14 protein-coding genes and 1 tRNA gene are annotated in these 19,415 nt (G+C 61.1%); 11 read left to right on the top strand and 4 right to left on the bottom strand.

What is annotated here, in order from left to right; all coding sequences use genetic code 11:
* Nucleotides 1-195 precede the first annotated feature (195 nt).
* The 4 genes from L1P09_RS01865 (at nt 196) to L1P09_RS01850 (ending at nt 6,295) form a co-directional block, all read left to right on the top strand.
* On the top strand, nt 196-2,118 hold the full coding sequence (locus L1P09_RS01865) for a PrkA family serine protein kinase (protein ID WP_009685233.1): 1,923 nt from the start codon (nt 196-198) through the stop codon (nt 2,116-2,118).
* 175 nt (nt 2,119-2,293) lie between these two features.
* Entirely contained in the window at nt 2,294-3,568 is a 1,275-nt protein-coding gene (locus L1P09_RS01860; RefSeq protein WP_235768381.1) for a YeaH/YhbH family protein, read from the top strand.
* A complete protein-coding gene (locus tag L1P09_RS01855) occupies nt 3,565-5,133 on the top strand; it encodes a SpoVR family protein (RefSeq protein ID WP_009685231.1) in 1,569 nt (522 codons plus the stop codon). Before L1P09_RS01860 ends, L1P09_RS01855 begins: the two co-directional genes overlap by 4 nt.
* A 55-nt stretch (nt 5,134-5,188) precedes the next feature.
* Entirely contained in the window at nt 5,189-6,295 is a 1,107-nt protein-coding gene (locus L1P09_RS01850) for a hypothetical protein (RefSeq protein WP_054906108.1), read from the top strand.
* 277 nt (nt 6,296-6,572) lie between these two features.
* Here the strand turns inward: L1P09_RS01850 and folK are convergent, their stop codons facing one another.
* Together folK and folB are read right to left on the bottom strand one after the other, a co-directional pair.
* Entirely contained in the window at nt 6,573-7,082 is a 510-nt protein-coding gene (gene folK / locus L1P09_RS01845; RefSeq protein ID WP_054904250.1) for a 2-amino-4-hydroxy-6-hydroxymethyldihydropteridine diphosphokinase, read from the bottom strand.
* The gene (gene folB / locus L1P09_RS01840) at nt 7,073-7,429 is read right to left on the bottom strand and encodes a dihydroneopterin aldolase (RefSeq protein ID WP_009682799.1); all 357 of its coding nucleotides are present in this window, start codon (nt 7,427-7,429) and stop codon (nt 7,073-7,075) included. The genes folK and folB overlap by 10 nt, the downstream gene beginning before the upstream one ends.
* Nucleotides 7,430-7,503: 74 nt before the next feature.
* Between folB and plsY the strand changes: the two genes are divergently transcribed.
* Nucleotides 7,504-8,073 carry a glycerol-3-phosphate 1-O-acyltransferase PlsY gene (gene plsY, locus L1P09_RS01835; RefSeq protein WP_235768379.1) on the top strand — a complete coding sequence of 190 codons (570 nt, stop codon included), beginning with the start codon at nt 7,504-7,506 and terminating at the stop codon, nt 8,071-8,073.
* Between the two features lie 16 nt (nt 8,074-8,089).
* On the opposite strand, the gene tsaD is transcribed toward plsY, so the two are convergent.
* Nucleotides 8,090-9,115, bottom strand: coding sequence for a tRNA (adenosine(37)-N6)-threonylcarbamoyltransferase complex transferase subunit TsaD (gene tsaD, locus L1P09_RS01830; protein ID WP_054904252.1), 1,026 nt, complete (start codon nt 9,113-9,115; stop codon nt 8,090-8,092).
* A 204-nt stretch (nt 9,116-9,319) separates the two neighbouring features.
* On the opposite strand from tsaD, the gene rpsU reads away from it, so the two are divergent.
* The 6 genes from rpsU to L1P09_RS01800 all read left to right on the top strand — a co-directional run bounded on the left by rpsU (nt 9,320) and on the right by L1P09_RS01800 (nt 18,553).
* Nucleotides 9,320-9,535: a 30S ribosomal protein S21 gene (rpsU, locus tag L1P09_RS01825; RefSeq protein WP_003255575.1), complete on the top strand. Its 216-nt coding sequence runs from the start codon at nt 9,320-9,322 to the stop codon at nt 9,533-9,535.
* A gap of 302 nt (nt 9,536-9,837) precedes the next feature.
* Nucleotides 9,838-11,817, top strand: a complete 1,980-nt coding sequence (gene dnaG, locus L1P09_RS01820) for a DNA primase (RefSeq protein ID WP_235768377.1) — start codon at nt 9,838-9,840, stop codon at nt 11,815-11,817.
* A gap of 67 nt (nt 11,818-11,884) precedes the next feature.
* Nucleotides 11,885-13,735 carry an RNA polymerase sigma factor RpoD gene (rpoD, locus tag L1P09_RS01815; protein WP_235768375.1) on the top strand — a complete coding sequence of 617 codons (1,851 nt, stop codon included), beginning with the start codon at nt 11,885-11,887 and terminating at the stop codon, nt 13,733-13,735.
* 296 nt (nt 13,736-14,031) lie between these two features.
* Nucleotides 14,032-17,775, top strand: coding sequence for a bifunctional diguanylate cyclase/phosphodiesterase (locus tag L1P09_RS01810; RefSeq protein WP_235768373.1), 3,744 nt, complete (start codon nt 14,032-14,034; stop codon nt 17,773-17,775).
* 16 nt (nt 17,776-17,791) lie between these two features.
* Nucleotides 17,792-17,868: transfer RNA gene (locus tag L1P09_RS01805), tRNA-Ile, on the top strand.
* A gap of 223 nt (nt 17,869-18,091) precedes the next feature.
* Nucleotides 18,092-18,553 carry an Lrp/AsnC family transcriptional regulator gene (locus L1P09_RS01800; RefSeq protein WP_029887892.1) on the top strand — a complete coding sequence of 154 codons (462 nt, stop codon included), beginning with the start codon at nt 18,092-18,094 and terminating at the stop codon, nt 18,551-18,553.
* Between the two features lie 12 nt (nt 18,554-18,565).
* Here the strand turns inward: L1P09_RS01800 and L1P09_RS01795 are convergent, their stop codons facing one another.
* Entirely contained in the window at nt 18,566-18,856 is a 291-nt protein-coding gene (locus tag L1P09_RS01795; protein ID WP_033690402.1) for a hypothetical protein, read from the bottom strand.
* Between the last annotated feature and the right edge of the window lie 559 nt (nt 18,857-19,415).

Genomic DNA, 19,415 nt, shown 5'->3' with positions numbered 1-19,415 from the left:
CTTGACCTTGCAGATAACCAACTACGCTTAAGCTCAGGCCATCCAAAAAAGGGGAGAGCCGGTACACCGGCGTGCGGGTCATCGGTAGCGTAACAGGGTGTTCTGGGGGGTATACAGCAACTGGCGAACCCGGTTGCTTGCCAGCATCAGCTGACTGATCCGGCGTCGTCTCCACGTATCGAGCGAGGTGACGTCATGAGTATTTTTAGCCACTTCCAACAACGTTTCGAGTCAACGCGCCAGGAAGAACTCTCGCTGCAGGAGTACCTCGAGCTGTGCAAAGAGGATCGCAGTGCCTACGCATCGGCGGCCGAACGGCTGTTGCTGGCCATCGGTGAGCCAGAGCTGATCGACACCTCTACCAACTCCAGGCTGTCGCGCATTTTTTCCAACAAGGTGATCCGCCGCTATCCAGCCTTTGCCGACTTCCATGGCATGGAAGAGTGCATCGACCAGATCGTGTCGTACTTCCGCCACGCCGCACAGGGCCTGGAAGAGAAGAAACAGATCCTCTACCTGCTGGGCCCGGTAGGTGGCGGCAAATCGTCGCTGGCGGAAAAACTCAAGCAGCTGATGGAGCGGGTACCGTTCTACGCCATCAAGGGCTCACCGGTGTTCGAATCGCCATTGGGCCTGTTCAACGCCACCGAAGACGGGGCCATTCTCGAGGAAGAGTTCGGCATCCCGCGGCGCTACCTCAACACCATCATGTCGCCCTGGGCAACCAAGCGGCTGCAGGAGTTCGGCGGCGATATTTCCAAATTCAAAGTGGTCAAGCTCTACCCTTCCATCCTCAACCAGATCGCCATCGCCAAGACCGAACCGGGCGATGAAAACAACCAGGACATCTCTGCCCTGGTCGGCAAGGTCGACATTCGCAAGCTCGAGGAATACCCACAGAACGACGCCGACGCCTACAGCTACTCGGGGGCACTGTGCCGGGCCAACCAGGGCCTGATGGAATTCGTGGAAATGTTCAAGGCGCCGATCAAGGTCCTGCACCCCTTGCTCACCGCCACCCAGGAAGGTAACTACAACAGTACCGAAGGCCTCGGGGCCATCCCGTACACCGGCATCCTGCTGGCCCACTCCAACGAATCGGAGTGGCACACCTTCCGTAACAACAAGAACAACGAAGCGTTCATCGACCGGATCTACATCGTCAAAGTGCCGTACTGCCTGCGCGTCAGCGACGAAATCAGGATCTACGACAAATTGCTGGTCAACAGTTCGCTGTCCAAGGCCCATTGCGCTCCGGACACGCTGAAAATGCTGGCGCAATTCACGGTGCTGTCGCGGCTCAAAGAGCCTGAAAACTCCAATATCTATTCGAAAATGCGCGTGTACGACGGTGAAAACCTCAAGGACACCGATCCGAAGGCCAAGTCGATCCAGGAATACCGCGACTCGGCCGGCGTCGACGAGGGCATGAATGGCCTGTCGACCCGCTTCGCCTTCAAGATCCTGTCCAAAGTGTTCAACTTCGACCCACACGAAATTGCCGCCAACCCCGTGCACCTGTTGTATGTGCTGGAGCAGCAGATCGAACAGGAACAGTTCCCTGCAGAAGTGCGCGAACGCTACCTGCGCTACCTGAAGGAGTACCTGGCACCGCGCTACATCGAGTTCATCGGCAAGGAAATCCAGACAGCGTACCTGGAGTCCTACAGCGAATACGGCCAGAACATCTTCGACCGCTATGTGCTGTACGCCGACTTCTGGATCCAGGACCAGGAATACCGCGACCCGGAAACCGGCGAGATCCTCAACCGCATCGCGCTCAACGAAGAGCTGGAGAAAATCGAGAAGCCGGCCGGCATCAGCAACCCGAAAGACTTCCGCAACGAGATCGTCAACTTCGTACTGCGCGCACGCGCCAACAACAACGGCAAGAACCCAAGCTGGCTGAGCTACGAAAAACTGCGGGTGGTGATCGAGAAGAAAATGTTCTCCAACACCGAAGACCTGCTGCCGGTCATCAGCTTCAATGCCAAAGCCAGCAAAGAGGACCAGAAGAAACACAACGACTTCGTCACCCGAATGGTGGAGCGTGGTTATACCGACAAGCAGGTGCGCCTGCTGTCGGAGTGGTACCTGCGGGTCAGGAAATCGCAATAAAGCGGCAAGCCGCCTAGTGCCAAGCTACAAGCTGCAAGCCACAAGCTGGCTGGCGCCGACGCATGCCAGGCGCCAGCATCTGCGGCAGCGATGGCTGCTCTTACTTGCAGCTTGAAGCTTACCGCTTGGCGTCCAGGGCTTGTGGCTTGCAGCTGCTCCAGCTACCGGAGGGACCATGAGCTACGTTATAGACCGCCGCCTGAACGGCAAGAACAAGAGCACGGTCAACCGCCAGCGCTTCCTGCGGCGGTACCGCGAACACATCAAGAAGGCCGTCGAAGAGGCGGTGAGCCGCCGCTCCATCATGGACATGGAACACGGCGAGCAGATCAGCATTCCCGGGCGTGATATCGACGAACCGGTGCTGCACCATGGCCGCGGGGGCAAACAGACCATCGTGCACCCCGGCAACAAGGAGTTCACTGCCGGTGAACACATACCCAGGCCGCAAGGCGGCGGCGGGGGTGGCGGCGGCCGTGGCAAGGCCGGCAACTCCGGCGAAGGCATGGACGAATTCGTCTTCCAGATCACCCAGGAAGAGTTCCTCGAATTCATGTTCGAAGACCTCGAATTGCCCAACCTGGTCAAACGCCACCTGACCGGTGCCGACACCTTCAAAACTGTGCGCGCCGGTATCGCCAACGAAGGCAACCCGTCGCGCATCAACATCGTGCGCACCCTGCGCTCGGCCCACGCCCGACGTATCGCCCTGACCGGCAGCAGCCGTGCCCTGCTGCGCGAAGCACAGAAAGAGCTGGCGCGCCTGCGCGCAGAGGAACCGGACAATTCCACCGATATCCAGGAAATCGAACAGGAAATCGAGCGCCTCAAGGCACGCATCAACCGCCTGCCGTTTCTCGACACCTTCGACCTCAAGTACAACCTGCTGGTCAAGCAACCCAACCCCAGTTCAAAGGCGGTGATGTTCTGCCTGATGGACGTGTCCGGTTCGATGACCCAGGCGACCAAAGACATCGCCAAGCGCTTCTTCATCCTGCTGTATCTGTTCCTCAAGCGTAATTACGACCGCATCGAAGTCGTGTTCATTCGCCACCACACCAGTGCCCGCGAAGTGGACGAGGAAGAATTTTTCTACTCGCGGGAAACCGGGGGCACCATCGTTTCCAGCGCACTCAAGCTAATGCAGGAGATCATGGCTGAACGCTACCCGGCCAGTGACTGGAACATCTATGCTGCCCAGGCGTCCGACGGCGACAACTGGAACGACGACTCGCCAATCTGTCGCGATATCCTGGCCAAGCAGATCATGCCGCACGTGCAGTACTACACTTACGTCGAAATCACCCCCCGTGAGCACCAGGCGCTGTGGTACGAATACGAACGCATCGGCGAGGCCTTCCCCGACACGTTTGCCCAACAGCAGCTGGTATCGGCCGGCGACATCTACCCGGTCTTCCGTGAACTCTTCCAGCGCAGGTTAGCCACATGACCGCCAGAGCACAGAGACGCCAACCCATTTCCACCGGGTCCGAATGGACGTTCGAACTGATCCAGACCTACGACCGGGAAATCAGCCGCCTGGCCGAGCGCTACGCCCTGGACACCTACCCCAACCAGATCGAGGTGATCACGGCCGAGCAGATGATGGACGCCTACGCTTCCGTCGGCATGCCGCTGGGCTATCACCACTGGTCCTACGGCAAGCAGTTCCTCAGCACGGAAAAGTCCTATAGCCGTGGCCAGATGGGCCTGGCCTACGAGATCGTGATCAACTCCGACCCCTGCATCGCTTACCTGATGGAAGAGAACACCATGTGCATGCAGGCACTGGTGATCGCCCATGCCTGCTATGGGCATAACAGCTTCTTTAAAGGCAACTACCTGTTCCGCACCTGGACGGATGCCAGCTCGATCATCGACTACCTGGTGTTCGCCAAGCAGTACATCGCGCAGTGCGAGGAACGCCACGGCATTGACGCCGTGGAAGACCTGATCGACTCCTGCCATGCCCTGATGAACTACGGCGTAGACCGCTACAAGCGGCCCTACCCTATTTCTGCCGAAGAGGAGCGGCGCCGGCAACAGGAGCGCGAGGAACACTTGCAGCGGCAGATCAACGACCTGTGGCGGACCATCCCGAAAAGCGCCGACAAGGGCAATGACCGCGATGAAGGGCGCTTCCCCGCCGAGCCGCAGGAAAACATCCTGTACTTCATCGAAAAGAACGCCCCGCTGCTGGAACCCTGGCAACGGGAAGTGGTGCGCATCGTGCGCAAGATAGCCCAGTATTTCTACCCGCAGCGCCAGACCCAGGTGATGAACGAAGGCTGGGCAACCTTCTGGCACTACACCCTGATGAACGACTTGTACGACGAGGGGCTGATAACCGAAGGCTTCATGATGGAGTTTCTGCAGTCGCATACCAGTGTGGTGTTCCAGCCTGGTTTCGACAGCCCGTACTACAGCGGCATCAACCCTTACGCGCTGGGCTTTGCGATGTACACCGACATCCGCCGCATGTGCGAGAACCCAACCGAAGAGGATCGCCACTGGTTCCCCGACATTGCCGGCAGTGATTGGCTTTCTACCATCAAGTTCGCCATGAGCAGCTTCAAGGACGAGAGTTTCATCCTGCAATACCTGTCGCCCAAGGTCATGCGCGACCTCAAGCTGTTCAGCATTCTCGATGATGACCAACGGGACGATCTGCTGGTACCGGCCATTCACGACGAGTCGGGTTACCGGCTCATTCGCGAGCAGCTGGCAGCCCAGTACAACCTGGGCAACCGTGAGCCGAACGTGCAGATCTGGAGTGTCGACCGCCGTGGGGACCGCTCCCTCACCCTGCGTCACCAGCAGCACAACCGCAAACCGCTTGGCGACTCGACCGACGAAGTCCTCAAGCACCTGCATCGGCTGTGGGGCTTCGATATCCACCTGGAGACCGTGCAAGGCGAGCAGGTGGTCAAGACCCACCACATGCCGCCACGCGGCGAGCACGGCGACGGTGGCGAATACGGCCGCATGGACCTGGCGGTGATTCACCATCTCTGAAGCCACGCCATGACTGCCGGCGGGTTATGCTGTCGGCAGTTATGGAGAGTTGCTCATGCACATTTACAAGGTTGGCGGTGCCGTACGTGACCGCCTGCTCGGCCGACCGGTCAGCGATATCGACTGGCTGGTGGTCGGTGCCAGCGTCGAGGAAATGCTGGCCAAGGGTTACCGCCCGGTCGGCGCCGACTTCCCGGTATTCCTGCACCCGAAAACCGGCGAGGAATACGCCCTGGCCCGTACCGAACGCAAAAGCGGGCGCGGCTACGGTGGCTTCACCTTCCATGCCAGCCCCGACGTAACTCTGGAAGAAGACCTGATCCGCCGCGACCTGACCATCAATGCCATGGCCGAGGATGAGGCCGGGCAGGTTCATGACCCTTACCAGGGCGCGCGGGATCTGGACCAACGCCTGTTACGCCACGTTTCCCCAGCGTTCGCTGAAGACCCCCTGCGTGTGCTGCGGGTGGCGCGCTTTGCTGCGCGCTATGCACCCTTGGGCTTTCGGGTGGCCGATGAAACCTTGGAGCTGATGCGCCAGATCAGTGCCTCGGGTGAATTGCAGGCATTGACTGCAGAACGCAGCTGGAAGGAGATCGAGCGCGCGCTGATGGAGGCGCAGCCGCAGGTGTTCTTCCAGGTCCTGCATGCGTGCGCCGCCCTCCGGGAACTGTTGCCTGAGCTTGATAGCGCCCCCCAAGCCCTGGCTGCGCTGGAACAAGCAGCTGCGCATCTCCAGCCCCTGCACGTGCGCTGGGCCTGCCTGTTGCACCAGTTGCCCCCCGCCTCGATCAAGACCGTCAACCAACGCCTCAAGGCGCCGCGGGAATGCCAGGAGCTGGCCCTGCTGACGGGGGAGTGCCTGGTGCAGGCTGATCAGGCGCTGCAGCTGCCTGCCATGTCACTGCTGGCGCTGTTGCAGAAGTTCGATGTGTACCGGCGCCCGCAGCGGTTTGAGGATTTCCTGGCTGCCTGCGAGATGGTGGCACTGGGGAATTGCAAAGCGGGTTATCCACAGGGCGAGTACTTGCGTGGCGCTGCGGCAGCGGCGCGGGCGGTGGATGTGAAGCCGCTTGTGCAGGCTGGGCTGACTGGCCAGGCACTGGGCGAAGCGCTCAAAGCGCAGCGGCTGAAAGCGCTTGAGGCTTACCGGCACTGCTAGTGCTACCGGCCCTTTCGCGACCAAAGCCGCTCCCATAGGTAGCGCGCCAACGTGAAGGCAACACAGCCCCTGTGGGAGCGGGCAAGCCCGCGAAGCAGGCGACGCGGTGCCTGGCACCGGCTTCGCCGGTGTTCGCGGGCATGCCCGCTCCCACAGGGGGCCTGCGCTGGCTTGGAGTTGCCGCCGGACTTGCAGGAGCAACTGTCTTTCTCAAAATTTGAAGCCTGCGCGATTCACCTGTGGGAGCGGGCAAGCCCGCGAAAAGGCCGGAACAGGCTTACGCCGGCGTCAACTGCAACCCACGCCACTCAAAGGCCACCGGGGCCAGCACCTGGTCGATCTGCGCGTCCTGCCACAACTGCGCCATGGTCTTGCCCGCCCCCGGATGCACCAGTTCCGGCGCCAGCAGCGACAGCGGCCATAACACGAAGGCGTTCTTCAAGATCTCTGCCCGGGGCAGTACCAGCCCATCGAAGTTGCCATGCAGGTCGTCATACATCAGCACGTCGATATCCAGCGGCAACCCTTTGCGGTCAGGCGCATAACGGCCATTGTCGGCCTCGATGAACTTCAGCCGGCGGTCCAGTTCGATCAACGGCAGCGCGGTTTGCCCGCTGACCACGAAATTGATGAATGGCCCGCTCTTGATCCCCACCGCCTGGCTTTCGAAAGCCGGAGAGCAGCGCATGTCGGTGAGAATTGCGGCCAACGCATCAAGCCCGGCACACAAATGCGCCTCACGGTCGACATTGCTGCCAAGGCCCAGGTAAACCGTGCTCAGAGACATCCGCGCTCGATCTCCACGCCAACACCGCCACGGGCCGCCGGCACCGCGCCAGGCTTGGTCAGCTTCAACCGCACCCACGGGATGTGGAACTCTTCCATCAAGGCAGCCACCAGGCGCTCGGCAAAAGTTTCCACCAGCTCGAAACGGGCCTGCTCGGCGAATGCCTGGATACGCGCCGAAACGCTGGCGTAATCCAGGGCCAGGTTCAGGTCGTCGCCGGCCGCCGCGGGGCGGTTGTCCCAGGCAAAGCTCAAGTCCAGGCGCAAGCACTGGCGAATATCCCGCTCCCAGTCATAGGCACCGATAACGGTATCGACTTCCAGGCCTTCGATGAACACTCTGTCCAAGCACTTCTCTCCACAGCACGACAAGGGCGACTGGCGCCGTTAGAATCAGGGCGTCCTCGCCCGGAATAGTTAGCATGTTTTGGTTACTGGCGTTGCTCGCCTACCTGCTCGGCTCGCTGTCCTTCGCCATTGTTCTCAGCCGCCTCTCAGGCAGCCCGGACCCGCGTTCCAGTGGTTCAGGCAATGCCGGCGCTACCAACATGCTACGCCTGGCAGGCCGTAAAATGGCGATCCTGACCCTGCTTGGCGACCTGTGCAAGGGCCTGCTGCCAGTATTGCTCGCCCGCCTCGCCGGGCTGGACCTGCAAGAACAGGCCTGGGTAGGCGTGTATGCAGTGCTGGGCCACCTGTTTCCAGTGTACTTCCACTTCCAGGGTGGCAAAGGCGTGGCGACGGCTGCCGGCATGCTCATGGGCCTGTATTTCCCCGCCGCGCTGCTGGCGGTTGGCGCCTGGCTGCTGATTTTCTACCTCACCCGTACCAGCTCGCTGGCCGCGCTGATCGCCACCCCGCTGACCTTGCCATTGCTGGCCTGGCGCGAGCCGCAAGCCCTGCTGCCGATCACGGTGCTCACCGCCTTGATCGTCTGGAGCCACCGCAGCAACCTGCGCGATCTGTTTGCCGGGCGCGAGCGCCACTTCTGAACCTTGCCGCCCACCGTTACAGCGGTGGCAATTGCTCCATCGGCCAGCGTGCCTGCACGCTGATCCCCAGGCCCTGCTGCTGCCCGGCCAGCAGCCGCTGGCAGCCGGCATAGGCGATCATCGCGCCGTTGTCGGTGCAGAACTGCGGCCGCGCGTAATATACGTTGCCCTTCATGCCAGCCAGCATCTCTTCCAGCGAGGCGCGCAAGGCCTTGTTGGCACTTACGCCCCCGGCGATGACCAGGCGCTTGAGGCCCGTCTGCTTGAGGGCCCGCTTGCACTTGATGGTCAAAGTCTCTACCACGGCCTGCTGGAATGCCAGCGACACGTCGCAACGGGTTTGCTCGCCGTCGTCGCCAGCATTCTTGCACTGCTGCCAGGTGTTCAGGGCGAACGTCTTCAGGCCACTGAAGCTGAATTCCAGGCCAGGGCGATCGGTCATCGGCCTGGGGAACACAAAGCGCCCCGGCACGCCCTGCTCGGCCAGGCGCGCGATTTCCGGGCCACCCGGGTAATTCAGGCCAATCAGCTTGGCGGTCTTGTCGAAAGCTTCGCCAGCGGCATCGTCCAGGCTCTCGCCCAGCAGCTCGTATCGGCCGATGCCATCCACCCGAACCAGCTGGGTATGGCCGCCGGACACCAACAAAGCGACGAACGGAAACTCGGGCGGGTTTTCTTCCAGCATGGGCGCCAGCAGGTGGCCTTCCATGTGGTGTACGCCAATTGCCGGAATGTCCCAGGCAAATGCCAGGGCCTGGGCGCACGACGCCCCCACCAGCAAGGCCCCGACCAGGCCAGGGCCGGCGGTATAGGCGATGGCGTCGATTTCGGTGGCGACACAGCCCGCCTCGTCCAGCACCTGGCGGATGAGGGGCAGCATGCGCTTGACGTGGTCACGCGAGGCAAGCTCGGGCACCACACCGCCAAACACGCGGTGCAGGTCGATCTGGCTGAACAGCGCGTCGGCCAACAAACCGCGTTCGCTGTCGTATAATGCGACGCCAGTTTCGTCGCAGGATGTTTCCAATCCCAGTACTAGCATGGGCTCGTCCCTTGTGGGGGCTGAATTCGAAGCCGCGCATGATAGTCCCCGTGCCGAGTGCCGACCAGCGGTTTTCGATCAGAGGCTTTGCATTCCGGCTTGCTAAGGGTTAACATCCGCAACCCTTGAAAACCGACGTTCTCCAGCACACCTTTGTTTTGCCAGGAGCACGTCTACCCCGGTAATGAATTAAGGTAGCCCTGGATGCCAGCCGTCAAAGTTAAAGAGAACGAACCCTTCGACGTAGCTCTGCGTCGTTTCAAGCGCTCCTGCGAAAAAGCCGGTGTACTGGCTGAAGTTCGTAGCCGCGAGTTTTACGAGAAACCGACCGCAGAGCGTAAGCGCAAAGCAGCTGCTGCTGTTAAGCGTCACGCCAAGAAAGTTCAGCGCGAACAGCGCCGCGCCGTTCGTCTGTACTAATACAGGCGTTCAACGCAAAGCTTCTGCCCTGCCCGGCTAACGCCGGGCGATGGCAGTGGTCGTTTTACACTTGGGCAGCCAGCCCAAGGCCCCGCACAAGCTTCACGCGAACTGCATACGGGCAACCTGCCTGAAACGTCAGAGCTGGTCTTCGCTGTTCCATGACCAGACGTGCACGTCAGACTGACGGGCCCCTAGTGGCCGGCGGCGAGCACACATTCCCTCGCACCATATCAAGCGGCACCCGCCCCATTCGGCGCGCGAGCGATTAGACTTGCCAGTTGCCAGATGACGAGACTGCCATGGCCGGGCTGATTCCCCAGAGCTTCATTGACGACCTGATCAACCGCCTCGACATCGTCGATGTGGTGAGTTCGCGCGTCCAGCTGAAAAAAACCGGCAAGAACTACTCCGCCTGCTGCCCGTTCCACAAGGAAAAAACCCCTTCCTTTACGGTCAGCCCCGACAAGCAGTTCTACTACTGCTTCGGCTGCGGCGCCGGTGGCAACGCCCTGGGCTTTGTCATGGACCACGACAACCTGGATTTCCCCCAGGCCGTCGAGGAGCTGGCCCGCGCCGCCGGCATGGAAGTACCCCGCGAACAAGGGCGCCGTGACAACAAGCCACGTCAGCCCACCGATTCGCCGCTATACCCACTGCTGGGTGCAGCCTCCGAATTCTACCGCCAGGCGTTGCGCAGCCACCCGACCCGCAAGGCGGCGGTGGACTACCTCAAAGGCCGCGGCCTGTCCGGGGAAATTGCCCGCGACTTCTGCCTGGGCTTCGCCCCGCCCGGCTGGGACAACCTGCTCAAGCACCTGGGCGCCGACGCCCTGCAGCAGAAGGTGATGATCGATGCCGGCCTGCTGATCGAGAACGCCGAAAGCGGCAAGCGCTACGATCGCTTCCGCGACCGGGTAATGTTCCCCATCCGTGACAGCCGCGGGCGCATCATCGCCTTTGGTGGCCGGGTGCTCGGCGACGACAAACCCAAGTACCTGAACTCCCCGGAAACCCCGGTATTCCACAAGGGCCAGGAACTGTACGGGTTGTACGAGGCGCGCAAGCACAACCGCAACCTCGACGAAATCATCGTTGTCGAGGGCTACATGGATGTCATCGCCCTCGCCCAGCAAGGCTTGCGCAATGCCGTGGCCACCCTTGGCACGGCCACCAGCGAAGAACACCTCAAGCGCCTGTTCCGCGTGGTGCCCAGCGTGCTGTTCTGCTTCGACGGCGACCAGGCCGGGCGCAAAGCGGCATGGCGCGCGCTGGAGTCGGCGCTGCCCAACCTGCAGGACGGCCGTCGGGCGCGCTTCCTGTTCCTGCCTGAAGGCGAAGACCCAGACAGCCTGGTACGCGCCGAAGGCACCGACGCCTTCATGGCCCGCATCAACCAGCACGCCCAGCCGCTGGCCGACTACTTCTTCGAGCAACTGGGCGTCGAAGCCGACCCGCGCTCGCTGGAAGGCAAGGCCCACATGGCGACCCTGGCCGCACCGTTGATCGAAAAGATTCCCGGCGCCAACCTGCGCCAGCTGATGCGCAACCGCCTGAAAGAAATCACCGGCCTCGACCCTCAACAGGTCGAGCAACTGGCCCAGCAGGCAGCCGCGCCCACCAGCATGCCGGACTACGACCCTGGCTACGATTACGACGCCATGGCCAGCTACACCCCCGACTATGGTGACATGCCGCAGTTCGAGCCGGCGCCGTTCCAGCAGGAGCAGGCCTGGAAGCCCAACAAGGGCGGCGGCAAGAAGCCGTGGGGCGACAAACCATGGGACAAGAACCGCAAGGGCGGGAAAAACTGGCAGCGCGATGAAGCGCCACCACGGGTGCCGGCGCCGGTCGAACCACCTACCCTGGCGGCCCTGCGTACCTTGCTGCACCACCCGCTGCTGGCGGGCAAGGTGGAAGATGCCAGCCACTTCGCCGACGAAGAGCACCTGTACAGCCAGCTGCTGGTAGCATTGATCGAAGCCGCACAGAAAAATCCTGGGCTAAGCTCAATGCAGCTGATTGCACGCTGGCATGGCACCGAACAGGGCCGCCTGCTGCGGGCCTTGGCAGAAAAGGAATGGCTGATCGTGGCCGACAACCTTGAACAACAGTTTTTCGACACCATTACTAGCTTGTCCGCCCGCCAACGCGAGCGCAGCCTGGAACAACTGCTCAGGAAATCACGTCAAAGCGAATTGACCAGCGAGGAAAAAACCCAGCTCCTCGCCTTGCTGAGCCGGAATGTTCCCGCACAAACGCCGACCTCATCTGGCGCGTGAGGCCCATGCTCGGGTATAATCCTCGGCTTGTTTTTTGCCCGCCAAGACCTTCAGTGGATAGGGTGTTATGTCCGGAAAAGCGCAACAGCAGTCTCGTATCAAAGAGTTGATCACCCGCGGTCGTGAGCAGGGCTACCTGACTTACGCGGAGGTCAACGACCACCTGCCTGAGGATATTTCAGATCCGGAACAGGTGGAAGACATCATCCGCATGATCAACGACATGGGGATCAACGTATTCGAGAGTGCTCCGGATGCGGATGCCCTTCTGTTGGCGGAAGCCGACACCGACGAAGCCGCGGCCGAAGAAGCCGCTGCTGCGTTGGCGGCAGTTGAAACCGATATCGGCCGCACGACCGACCCGGTGCGCATGTACATGCGCGAAATGGGTACGGTCGAGCTGCTGACCCGCGAAGGCGAGATCGAAATCGCCAAGCGTATCGAGGAAGGCATTCGTGAAGTCATGGGCGCCATCGCCCACTTCCCGGGCACTGTCGATTACATTCTCGGCGAATATGACCGTGTCACCGCGGAAGGTGGCCGCCTGTCCGATGTTCTCAGCGGTTACATCGACCCTGACGACAATATCGCAGCGCCCACCGACGAAGTGCCAGTCATCGGCGCCAAGGCCCCAGCGGCCAAGGAAGAGTCGGACGACGAAGACGAAGAAAGCGAAGGCAGTGACGACGAAGAAGAGACCGAAAGCGGTCCCGACCCCGTTGTCGCCGCACAGCGTTTCGGTGCGGTCAACGACCAGCTTCAGGTCACCAACAAGGTTCTGAAGAAACACGGTCGCAACCACAAGGAAAGCATCGAGGCCCTGCAGGGCCTGGCTGACCTGTTCATGCCGATCAAACTGGTACCGAAGCAGTTCGAGATACTGGTCGAGCGCGTGCGTGACGCCTTGAGCCGTCTGCGCCAGCAAGAACGCGCCATCATGCAACTGTGCGTGCGTGACGCCCGCATGCCGCGCGCCGACTTCCTGCGCCTGTTCCCCAGCAACGAAACCGACCAGACCTGGAGCGGTGACCTGGCCAAGCGCAACACCAAATGGGCAGCCGCCCTGGGTGAAAAGGACGCCGCCATCGTTGCTTGCCAGCAAAAGCTGATCGACCTTGAGACCGAAACCGGCCTGACCGTTGCCGAGATCAAGGAAATCAACCGTCGCATGTCGATCGGTGAAGCCAAGGCCCGCCGCGCCAAGAAAGAAATGGTCGAGGCAAACCTGCGTCTGGTTATCTCCATCGCCAAGAAGTACACCAACCGTGGCCTGCAGTTCCTCGACCTGATCCAGGAAGGCAACATCGGCTTGATGAAGGCGGTAGACAAGTTCGAATACCGTCGTGGTTACAAGTTCTCGACCTACGCCACCTGGTGGATTCGCCAGGCAATCACCCGTTCGATCGCTGACCAGGCTCGCACCATTCGTATTCCGGTGCACATGATCGAGACGATCAACAAGCTCAACCGTATTTCCCGGCAGATGCTGCAGGAAATGGGCCGCGAACCGACCCCGGAAGAGCTGGGTGAGCGCATGGAAATGCCTGAGGACAAGATCCGCAAGGTGTTGAAAATCGCCAAAGAGCCGATTTCCATGGAAACCCCGATCGGTGACGACGAAGACTCGCACCTGGGCGACTTCATCGAGGACTCGACCATGCAGTCCCCGATCGATGTAGCCACGGTCGAGAGCCTGAAAGAAGCCACCCGTGACGTGCTCTCGGGCCTGACCGCACGCGAAGCCAAAGTGCTGCGCATGCGTTTCGGTATCGACATGAACACCGACCATACTCTCGAAGAGGTGGGCAAGCAGTTTGACGTGACCCGTGAGCGGATCCGTCAGATCGAAGCCAAGGCGTTGCGCAAATTGCGCCACCCGACGCGCAGCGAGCACCTGCGCTCCTTCCTCGACGAGTGACGAACGAACCCCGGCCCAGGCCTAATGCCTGTTAGTTAAGCGTTACTGGGGCTGCTCTGCAGCCCTTCGCGGGCACGCCCGCTCCCACTCAAGAAATGCGCGATCCCCTGTGGGAGCGGGCGTGCCCGCGAAGGGTCGCAAAGCGACCCCAAATTTCTCAACTGACTCGCATTAAGCCCAGGCCGGGGTTTTTCTCAAGGCACTGTTGTATCTGACAAAAGGCCTCTTGTTCTTCCGCACACCAGCAGCAATGCCCGTCTACACTCGACTTCAGACCACCTGAAAGCGAGGCCGTCATGCCCCTGAAGCCGGCCATCCTGTTGCTGATCCTGATTGTCTGGAGCACAACGGCCGGCGCCCTTACCCTGACAGACGAGGAGCAAGCCTGGCTGGCTGCCCACCCGCAGCTGAGCCTGGGCGTAGATGCCTCCTGGCCGCCGTTCGAGTTTCGCGACCAGGAGGGCCGCTACCAGGGATTGGCCGCCGATTACATCGCCAAGATCCAGCAACGCCTGGGCGTGACACTGAAACCGGTCGAGCCCAGTAACTGGACCGAGGTATTGGCACAGGCACGCGAAAACCGAATCGACTTACTGCCCGGCATCATGTCGACGCCAGAACGCCAGGCATACCTGTCCTTCACCCGGCCATACCTGGACTTTCCCATCGTGATCCTCGCCCACAAGGGCGGCGCTCAACCGCGCGACCTGAAAGACCTGTATGGGCTGAAAATTGCCGTGGTCGAAAATTATGCGCCACATGAGTTGCTGCGCACCCACCACCCAGACCTCAACCTTGTGGCACTGCCTAACGTCAGCTCGGCGCTGCAGGCCCTGGCCACCGACCAGGTGGATGCTGTGGTCGGGGACTTGGCATCGAGTATCTGGAGCCTGCGCCAGCTGAAGCTCGATGGCCTGTATGTCAGCGGTGAAACACCCTATCGCTATCAACTGGCAATGGCCGTGCCGCGCAACAATCCAGTCCTGGTCGGCATTCTCGACAAAGTGATGGCCGACATGAGCAGCGGCGAAATCAGCGAGATCCAGCAGCGCTGGGTGGGCAATGTGGTCGATCAGCGGATGTTCTGGTCTGACTTGCTGGTGTACGGCCTGCCAACCGTGCTGTTCCTGATGGGCGTACTGGCCATTGTCATCCGCATCAACCGCCGGCTCAGCTCGGAAATTTCCCGCCGCATTGCCCTGGAGCAGGAGCTGCGCAGCAGCGAATACCACTACCGTGGGCTGGTCGAAAGCCTGTCAGCCATTGCCTGGGAAGCCGACGCCAATGACTATACCTACAGCTATGTGTCACCCCACGCCGAGGGCCTGCTCGGCTACCCGCTGACCGACTGGCTGAAACCGGGCTTCTGGCGCAGCATACTGCACCCGGAAGATGCCCTCTGGGCCCAGGCGTACTGCGACAGCGAAACCGCCGCCGGGCGCGACCACAGCCTCGATTACCGAGTCATCCGCGCCGACGGCCAAGCGCTTTGGGTACGCAACATCGTCAGCATGATCGAACATGGCCACCACCCCGTGATGCGCGGCCTGATGATCGACATCAGCGAAACCAAGCGCACCGAGGACGCCCTGCGGTTGTCCGAGCAAAAATTCGCCTCGGTGTTCCAGCAATGCCCCGACATCCTGCTTATCGCGCGCCACAGCGATGGCTGCCTGCTGGAGGTGAACGAGGCGTTCGAGGAACAGATCGGCCTGGCGCCGGACCAGGTGATCGGCCGTACCGCTACCGAGCTCAACCTGTGGGGCGTAGAAGGCAGCGGGCCACGGGTGCTGGAGCGCCTGCACCAAGGCGGTATCCGCAACCTGGAGATGACCTTCCGCCGCAGCAATGGCCAATTGTTTACCGGCCTGACCTCGGCGGAAACCTTTGAGCTCGACGGCACCCCCGCGTTGGTAGTGGCGGTACGCGACATCAGCCAGCTCAAGGAAACCCAGCAGCAACTGCAAACCTCTGAAGAAAAATTCGCCAAGGCCTTCCACGCCTCACCCGACGGGCTGCTGCTGTCGCGCCAGAGTGACGGCTTGCTGCTGGAGGTGAACGAAGGCTTCTGCCGCCTGACCGGCTACGATCTGAACCCGACCATCGACCAGACGTCGCTGGACCTTGGCATCTGGGTCGACCTCAACGAGCGCAAACGCCTGGTCGACCAGTTGAACCGCGACGGCTTCGTGCGTGATTTCACCTGCCACATTCGCCGCAGCGACGGGCAAATCCGCTTGTGCGAACTCTCGGCAAGGCCACTGCCGATTGCCGGGATCGACTGCATGCTGACCATCGCCCGCGACATTACCGAACGCCACCTCATGCAGGAAAAACTGCAACTGGCCGCCACGGTATTCGAGAACACTGCCGAGGGCGTACTGATTACCGACATCGACCAGCGCATCAGCGCGGTCAACCGTGCGTTCAGCGAAATTACCGGCTACAGCGAAATCGAAGCCCTCGGCCAAACCCCGCGCCTGCTCGCCTCCGGCCAGCACGACAGTGCCTTCTACGCCGCCATGTGGCACCAGTTGACCGCTGAAGGCCACTGGCAGGGCGAGATCTTCAACAAACGCAAGAGCGGGGAGCTTTACCCCAGCTGGCTGACCATCAGCGCTGTGCGCAACACCGAGCGCGAAATCACCCATTTCGTCGCGGTGTTCGCTGATATTTCCAGCCTCAAGCATGCCCAGGCCAAGCTCGACTACCAGGCCCACCACGACCCACTGACCGGCCTGCCCAACCGCGCCCTGTTCGAGAACCGCCTACAGGCTGCACTGGCCTGTGCGCAGGTGTCCAACCGCCAGGGTGCGGTGCTGTTCCTTGACCTTGACCGCTTCAAGCACATCAACGACAGCCTCGGCCACCCGGTCGGCGACCTGCTGCTCAAAGGTATCGCCCAGCGCCTGAAAGAGCAGGTACGTGACGTCGACACCGTGGCCCGCCTGGGCGGCGACGAGTTCATCATCCTGCTGCCCGGCCTGCACAAGCCCAGCGACGCCAGCTCCATCGCCAACAAATTGCTGGCTTGCTTCAACGCATCGTTCCAGGCTGGCGAACACGAGTTCTTCACCAGCGCCAGCATTGGCATCAGCCTGTACCCACAAGACGGCAGCGACGTCGCCACGCTGATCCGCAACGCCGATGCCGCCATGTACCGCTCCAAGGCCAAGGGCCGCAACCGCGTCGAAGCCTACACCCGCGACCTCACCGCCCAGGCCAGCGAACGCATTGCCCTGGAGCATGAACTGCGCCGCGCCGTGGAGCGCAATGAAATGAGCCTGTGCTTCCAGCCCAAGCTCAGCCTCAAGACCCAGAGCCTGGTCGGCGCCGAAGCGCTGATCCGCTGGAGCCACCCGACCTTCGGTGAGGTGCCGCCTGAGCACTTCATCCACCTGGCCGAAGAGAACGGCACCATCCTGCAGTTGGGTGACTGGGTACTGGAGCAGGCCTGCCGGCAGATGCATCGCTGGAAGCGGGACTATGAAGCGTTCGGCCCGCTTTCGATCAACCTGGCTGGCGCCCAATTGCGCCATCACGGCCTGGCCAAGCGCATCGAGCAATTACTCAAGACCTACGGCCTGAAGGCGGGCGACCTGCAGTTGGAAATTACCGAGAACTTCATCATGAGCCAGGCCGAAGAAGCCTTGGTCGTGCTCCACCAACTGAAGAAACTGGGCGTGCAGTTGGCCATTGACGACTTCGGCACGGGCTATTCATCGCTGAGTTACCTCAAGCGCCTGCCGCTGGATATCCTCAAGATCGACAAGTCGTTCATCCGCGGCCTGCCTGACGACCCCCACGATGCAGCCATCGCCCGGGCGATCATCGCGCTGGGCCGCAGCATGCAATTGACCATCATTGCCGAAGGGGTGGAAAACCAGGCCCAGCAGCGTTTCCTGGCAGCGGAAGGCTGCGAGCAGATCCAGGGCTACATCGTCAGCCTGCCACTGCCGCCAGAGGAATTCGCCGCTTCGTTCCTTCGCATAGCACTATCGGATCTTTCAGATGGCACAGCTGCGAAACCCTCGTTATAATCCGGCCACTTACTGAGGGCCTATAGCTCAGTCGGTTAGAGCAGAGGACTCATAATCCTTTGGTCCACGGTTCGAGTCCGTGTGGGCCCACCAGCTACTGAAAAGCCGCGCGAATGCGCGGCTTTTTCATGCCTGGCAATATGCTTCGGAGCGTGCTCTGGCCCCGGCGATATCTGCTTGATGCACAAATCCTGGGGGCGCTATGCACCCTTTCGCGACACAAGGCCGCTCCTACAGGGGCCGCGTCGGCAGCGGCTGGCCTTGCCCTGATTGGCATTGGCTGGCTAGGCTAGCGGGCCAACCGTAGAGACTCGCCATGTCGGATGCCCGCCTTATCACCCTGGATGAAATCGATCGCCAGCTGATCGCGCTGCTGCAGATCAACGCCCGTGAAAGCGTGGCCAACCTCGCGCGTCAGCTGGGTATCGCCCGTACCACGGTCAACTCACGCCTGGAGCGGCTGGAGAAGACCAAGGTCATTGCCGGTTACGGTGTGCGCCTTGGGCAAAGTGTGATTGGTGGCGGGCTGCAAGCGTATGTGGGGATCAAGGTGCAACCGCGCTCCGGCAAGGACGTGGTGCGGCGTTTGAGTGCGATGGGGCAAGTGCAGCAGTTGTGCGCGGTAAGTGGCGAATTCGACTACGTGGCTTGGCTGCGCACGGACTCACCCGAGCAACTGGACCAGTTGCTTGACCAGATCGGCAGTGTCGACGGGGTGGAAAAAACCACCACGTCGATCATCCTCAGCAGCAAGGTGGACCGCGGTCAGCCGCTGTGAGCGGGCTGGCGGTCAGGCTTCCTGACCGTCAAGCAGGCCATCGAGGATGGCCGACAGGCTTTCGGCAGAATGCTGCATCGACCAGACAATGTCACGGCTGCGCTCGGGCGCGTGGTGTTGCGCGTAGTCAGAGGCAATCTGGTTGAGGCCACGGGCTAGCAGGCAGGCGTGGACCAAGGCGTCGGCGGCGTCAATGCCGGGGCGGATGGCGAAGAGCGGCGGGTGGCTGGCTTCGCAGTTGCAGAAGGGCTTTTCGGCGGTGGGTTTGAGTTTTTCGGGTCGGTCAGAATCCGTCTGTTTCATGATGCAATTCCCAAATTGAGCCTTGAGGAAACTGCCTACCAACTCCTTCTCACGGGAAATAGGTGGCAGCCATGCACGGGGTGAGAACCGGCCAACTTGGAAATCCGGCCAGGCCAAAGCCTGCCCGCGCACGGCTGCCATGACACAAGCCTTGGTGCGAAGTTGAATGATGGGTTCTCACACCCAGTCGCCCTTAGAACGGCGACCCGGTGACGTTAACCCTGAGACATTTTCCGCGCAGCCAGACCGGGGCTATAGCGGGTGTAGGGTAATTCTTTATCTCAAGGCATGGGTGTAGGACGTATCTGATCACCCAGATCGCAAGTGCTACACAGCCCGTTGTAGGAGCGGCCTTGTGTCGCGAAAGGGGTGCGAAGCGCCCCCAGGATTTGTGCATACAGCAGATGTTGCTGGGGCCGCTTTGCGGCCCTTTCGCGACACAAGGCCGCTCCTACAACGGGCCATTGTTCGTCATAATGTATTTTTTGAAATAGATTTCGACTCAGAAAACGACATTAAGACAACACTCTGCATCTTAATTACGAACCCCGCTGTCCCT

It is taken from the genome of Pseudomonas juntendi (assembly GCF_021560075.1).
In the GTDB taxonomy this organism is placed as follows: Bacteria; Pseudomonadota; Gammaproteobacteria; order Pseudomonadales; family Pseudomonadaceae; genus Aquipseudomonas; species Aquipseudomonas juntendi.
This window is presented reverse-complemented; position numbering and strand designations above follow the sequence as displayed.

What these genes read in the sequence shown, in the direction of transcription:
- L1P09_RS01860 (WP_235768381.1), top strand. Translation starts at nt 2,294, where the DNA reads ATGAGCTACGTTATAGACCGCCGCCTGAACGGCAAGAACAAGAGCACG.
- tsaD (WP_054904252.1), bottom strand. Translation starts at nt 9,115, where the DNA reads ATGCTAGTACTGGGATTGGAAACATCCTGCGACGAAACTGGCGTCGCA.
- rpsU (WP_003255575.1), top strand. Translation starts at nt 9,320, where the DNA reads ATGCCAGCCGTCAAAGTTAAAGAGAACGAACCCTTCGACGTAGCTCTG.
- dnaG (WP_235768377.1), top strand. Translation starts at nt 9,838, where the DNA reads ATGGCCGGGCTGATTCCCCAGAGCTTCATTGACGACCTGATCAACCGC.
- L1P09_RS01850 (WP_054906108.1), top strand. Translation starts at nt 5,189, where the DNA reads ATGCACATTTACAAGGTTGGCGGTGCCGTACGTGACCGCCTGCTCGGC.
- rpoD (WP_235768375.1), top strand. Translation starts at nt 11,885, where the DNA reads ATGTCCGGAAAAGCGCAACAGCAGTCTCGTATCAAAGAGTTGATCACC.
- L1P09_RS01795 (WP_033690402.1), bottom strand. Translation starts at nt 18,856, where the DNA reads ATGAAACAGACGGATTCTGACCGACCCGAAAAACTCAAACCCACCGCC.
- L1P09_RS01810 (WP_235768373.1), top strand. Translation starts at nt 14,032, where the DNA reads ATGCCCCTGAAGCCGGCCATCCTGTTGCTGATCCTGATTGTCTGGAGC.
- folK (WP_054904250.1), bottom strand. Translation starts at nt 7,082, where the DNA reads ATGTCTCTGAGCACGGTTTACCTGGGCCTTGGCAGCAATGTCGACCGT.
- L1P09_RS01855 (WP_009685231.1), top strand. Translation starts at nt 3,565, where the DNA reads ATGACCGCCAGAGCACAGAGACGCCAACCCATTTCCACCGGGTCCGAA.
- L1P09_RS01800 (WP_029887892.1), top strand. Translation starts at nt 18,092, where the DNA reads ATGTCGGATGCCCGCCTTATCACCCTGGATGAAATCGATCGCCAGCTG.
- plsY (WP_235768379.1), top strand. Translation starts at nt 7,504, where the DNA reads ATGTTTTGGTTACTGGCGTTGCTCGCCTACCTGCTCGGCTCGCTGTCC.
- L1P09_RS01865 (WP_009685233.1), top strand. Translation starts at nt 196, where the DNA reads ATGAGTATTTTTAGCCACTTCCAACAACGTTTCGAGTCAACGCGCCAG.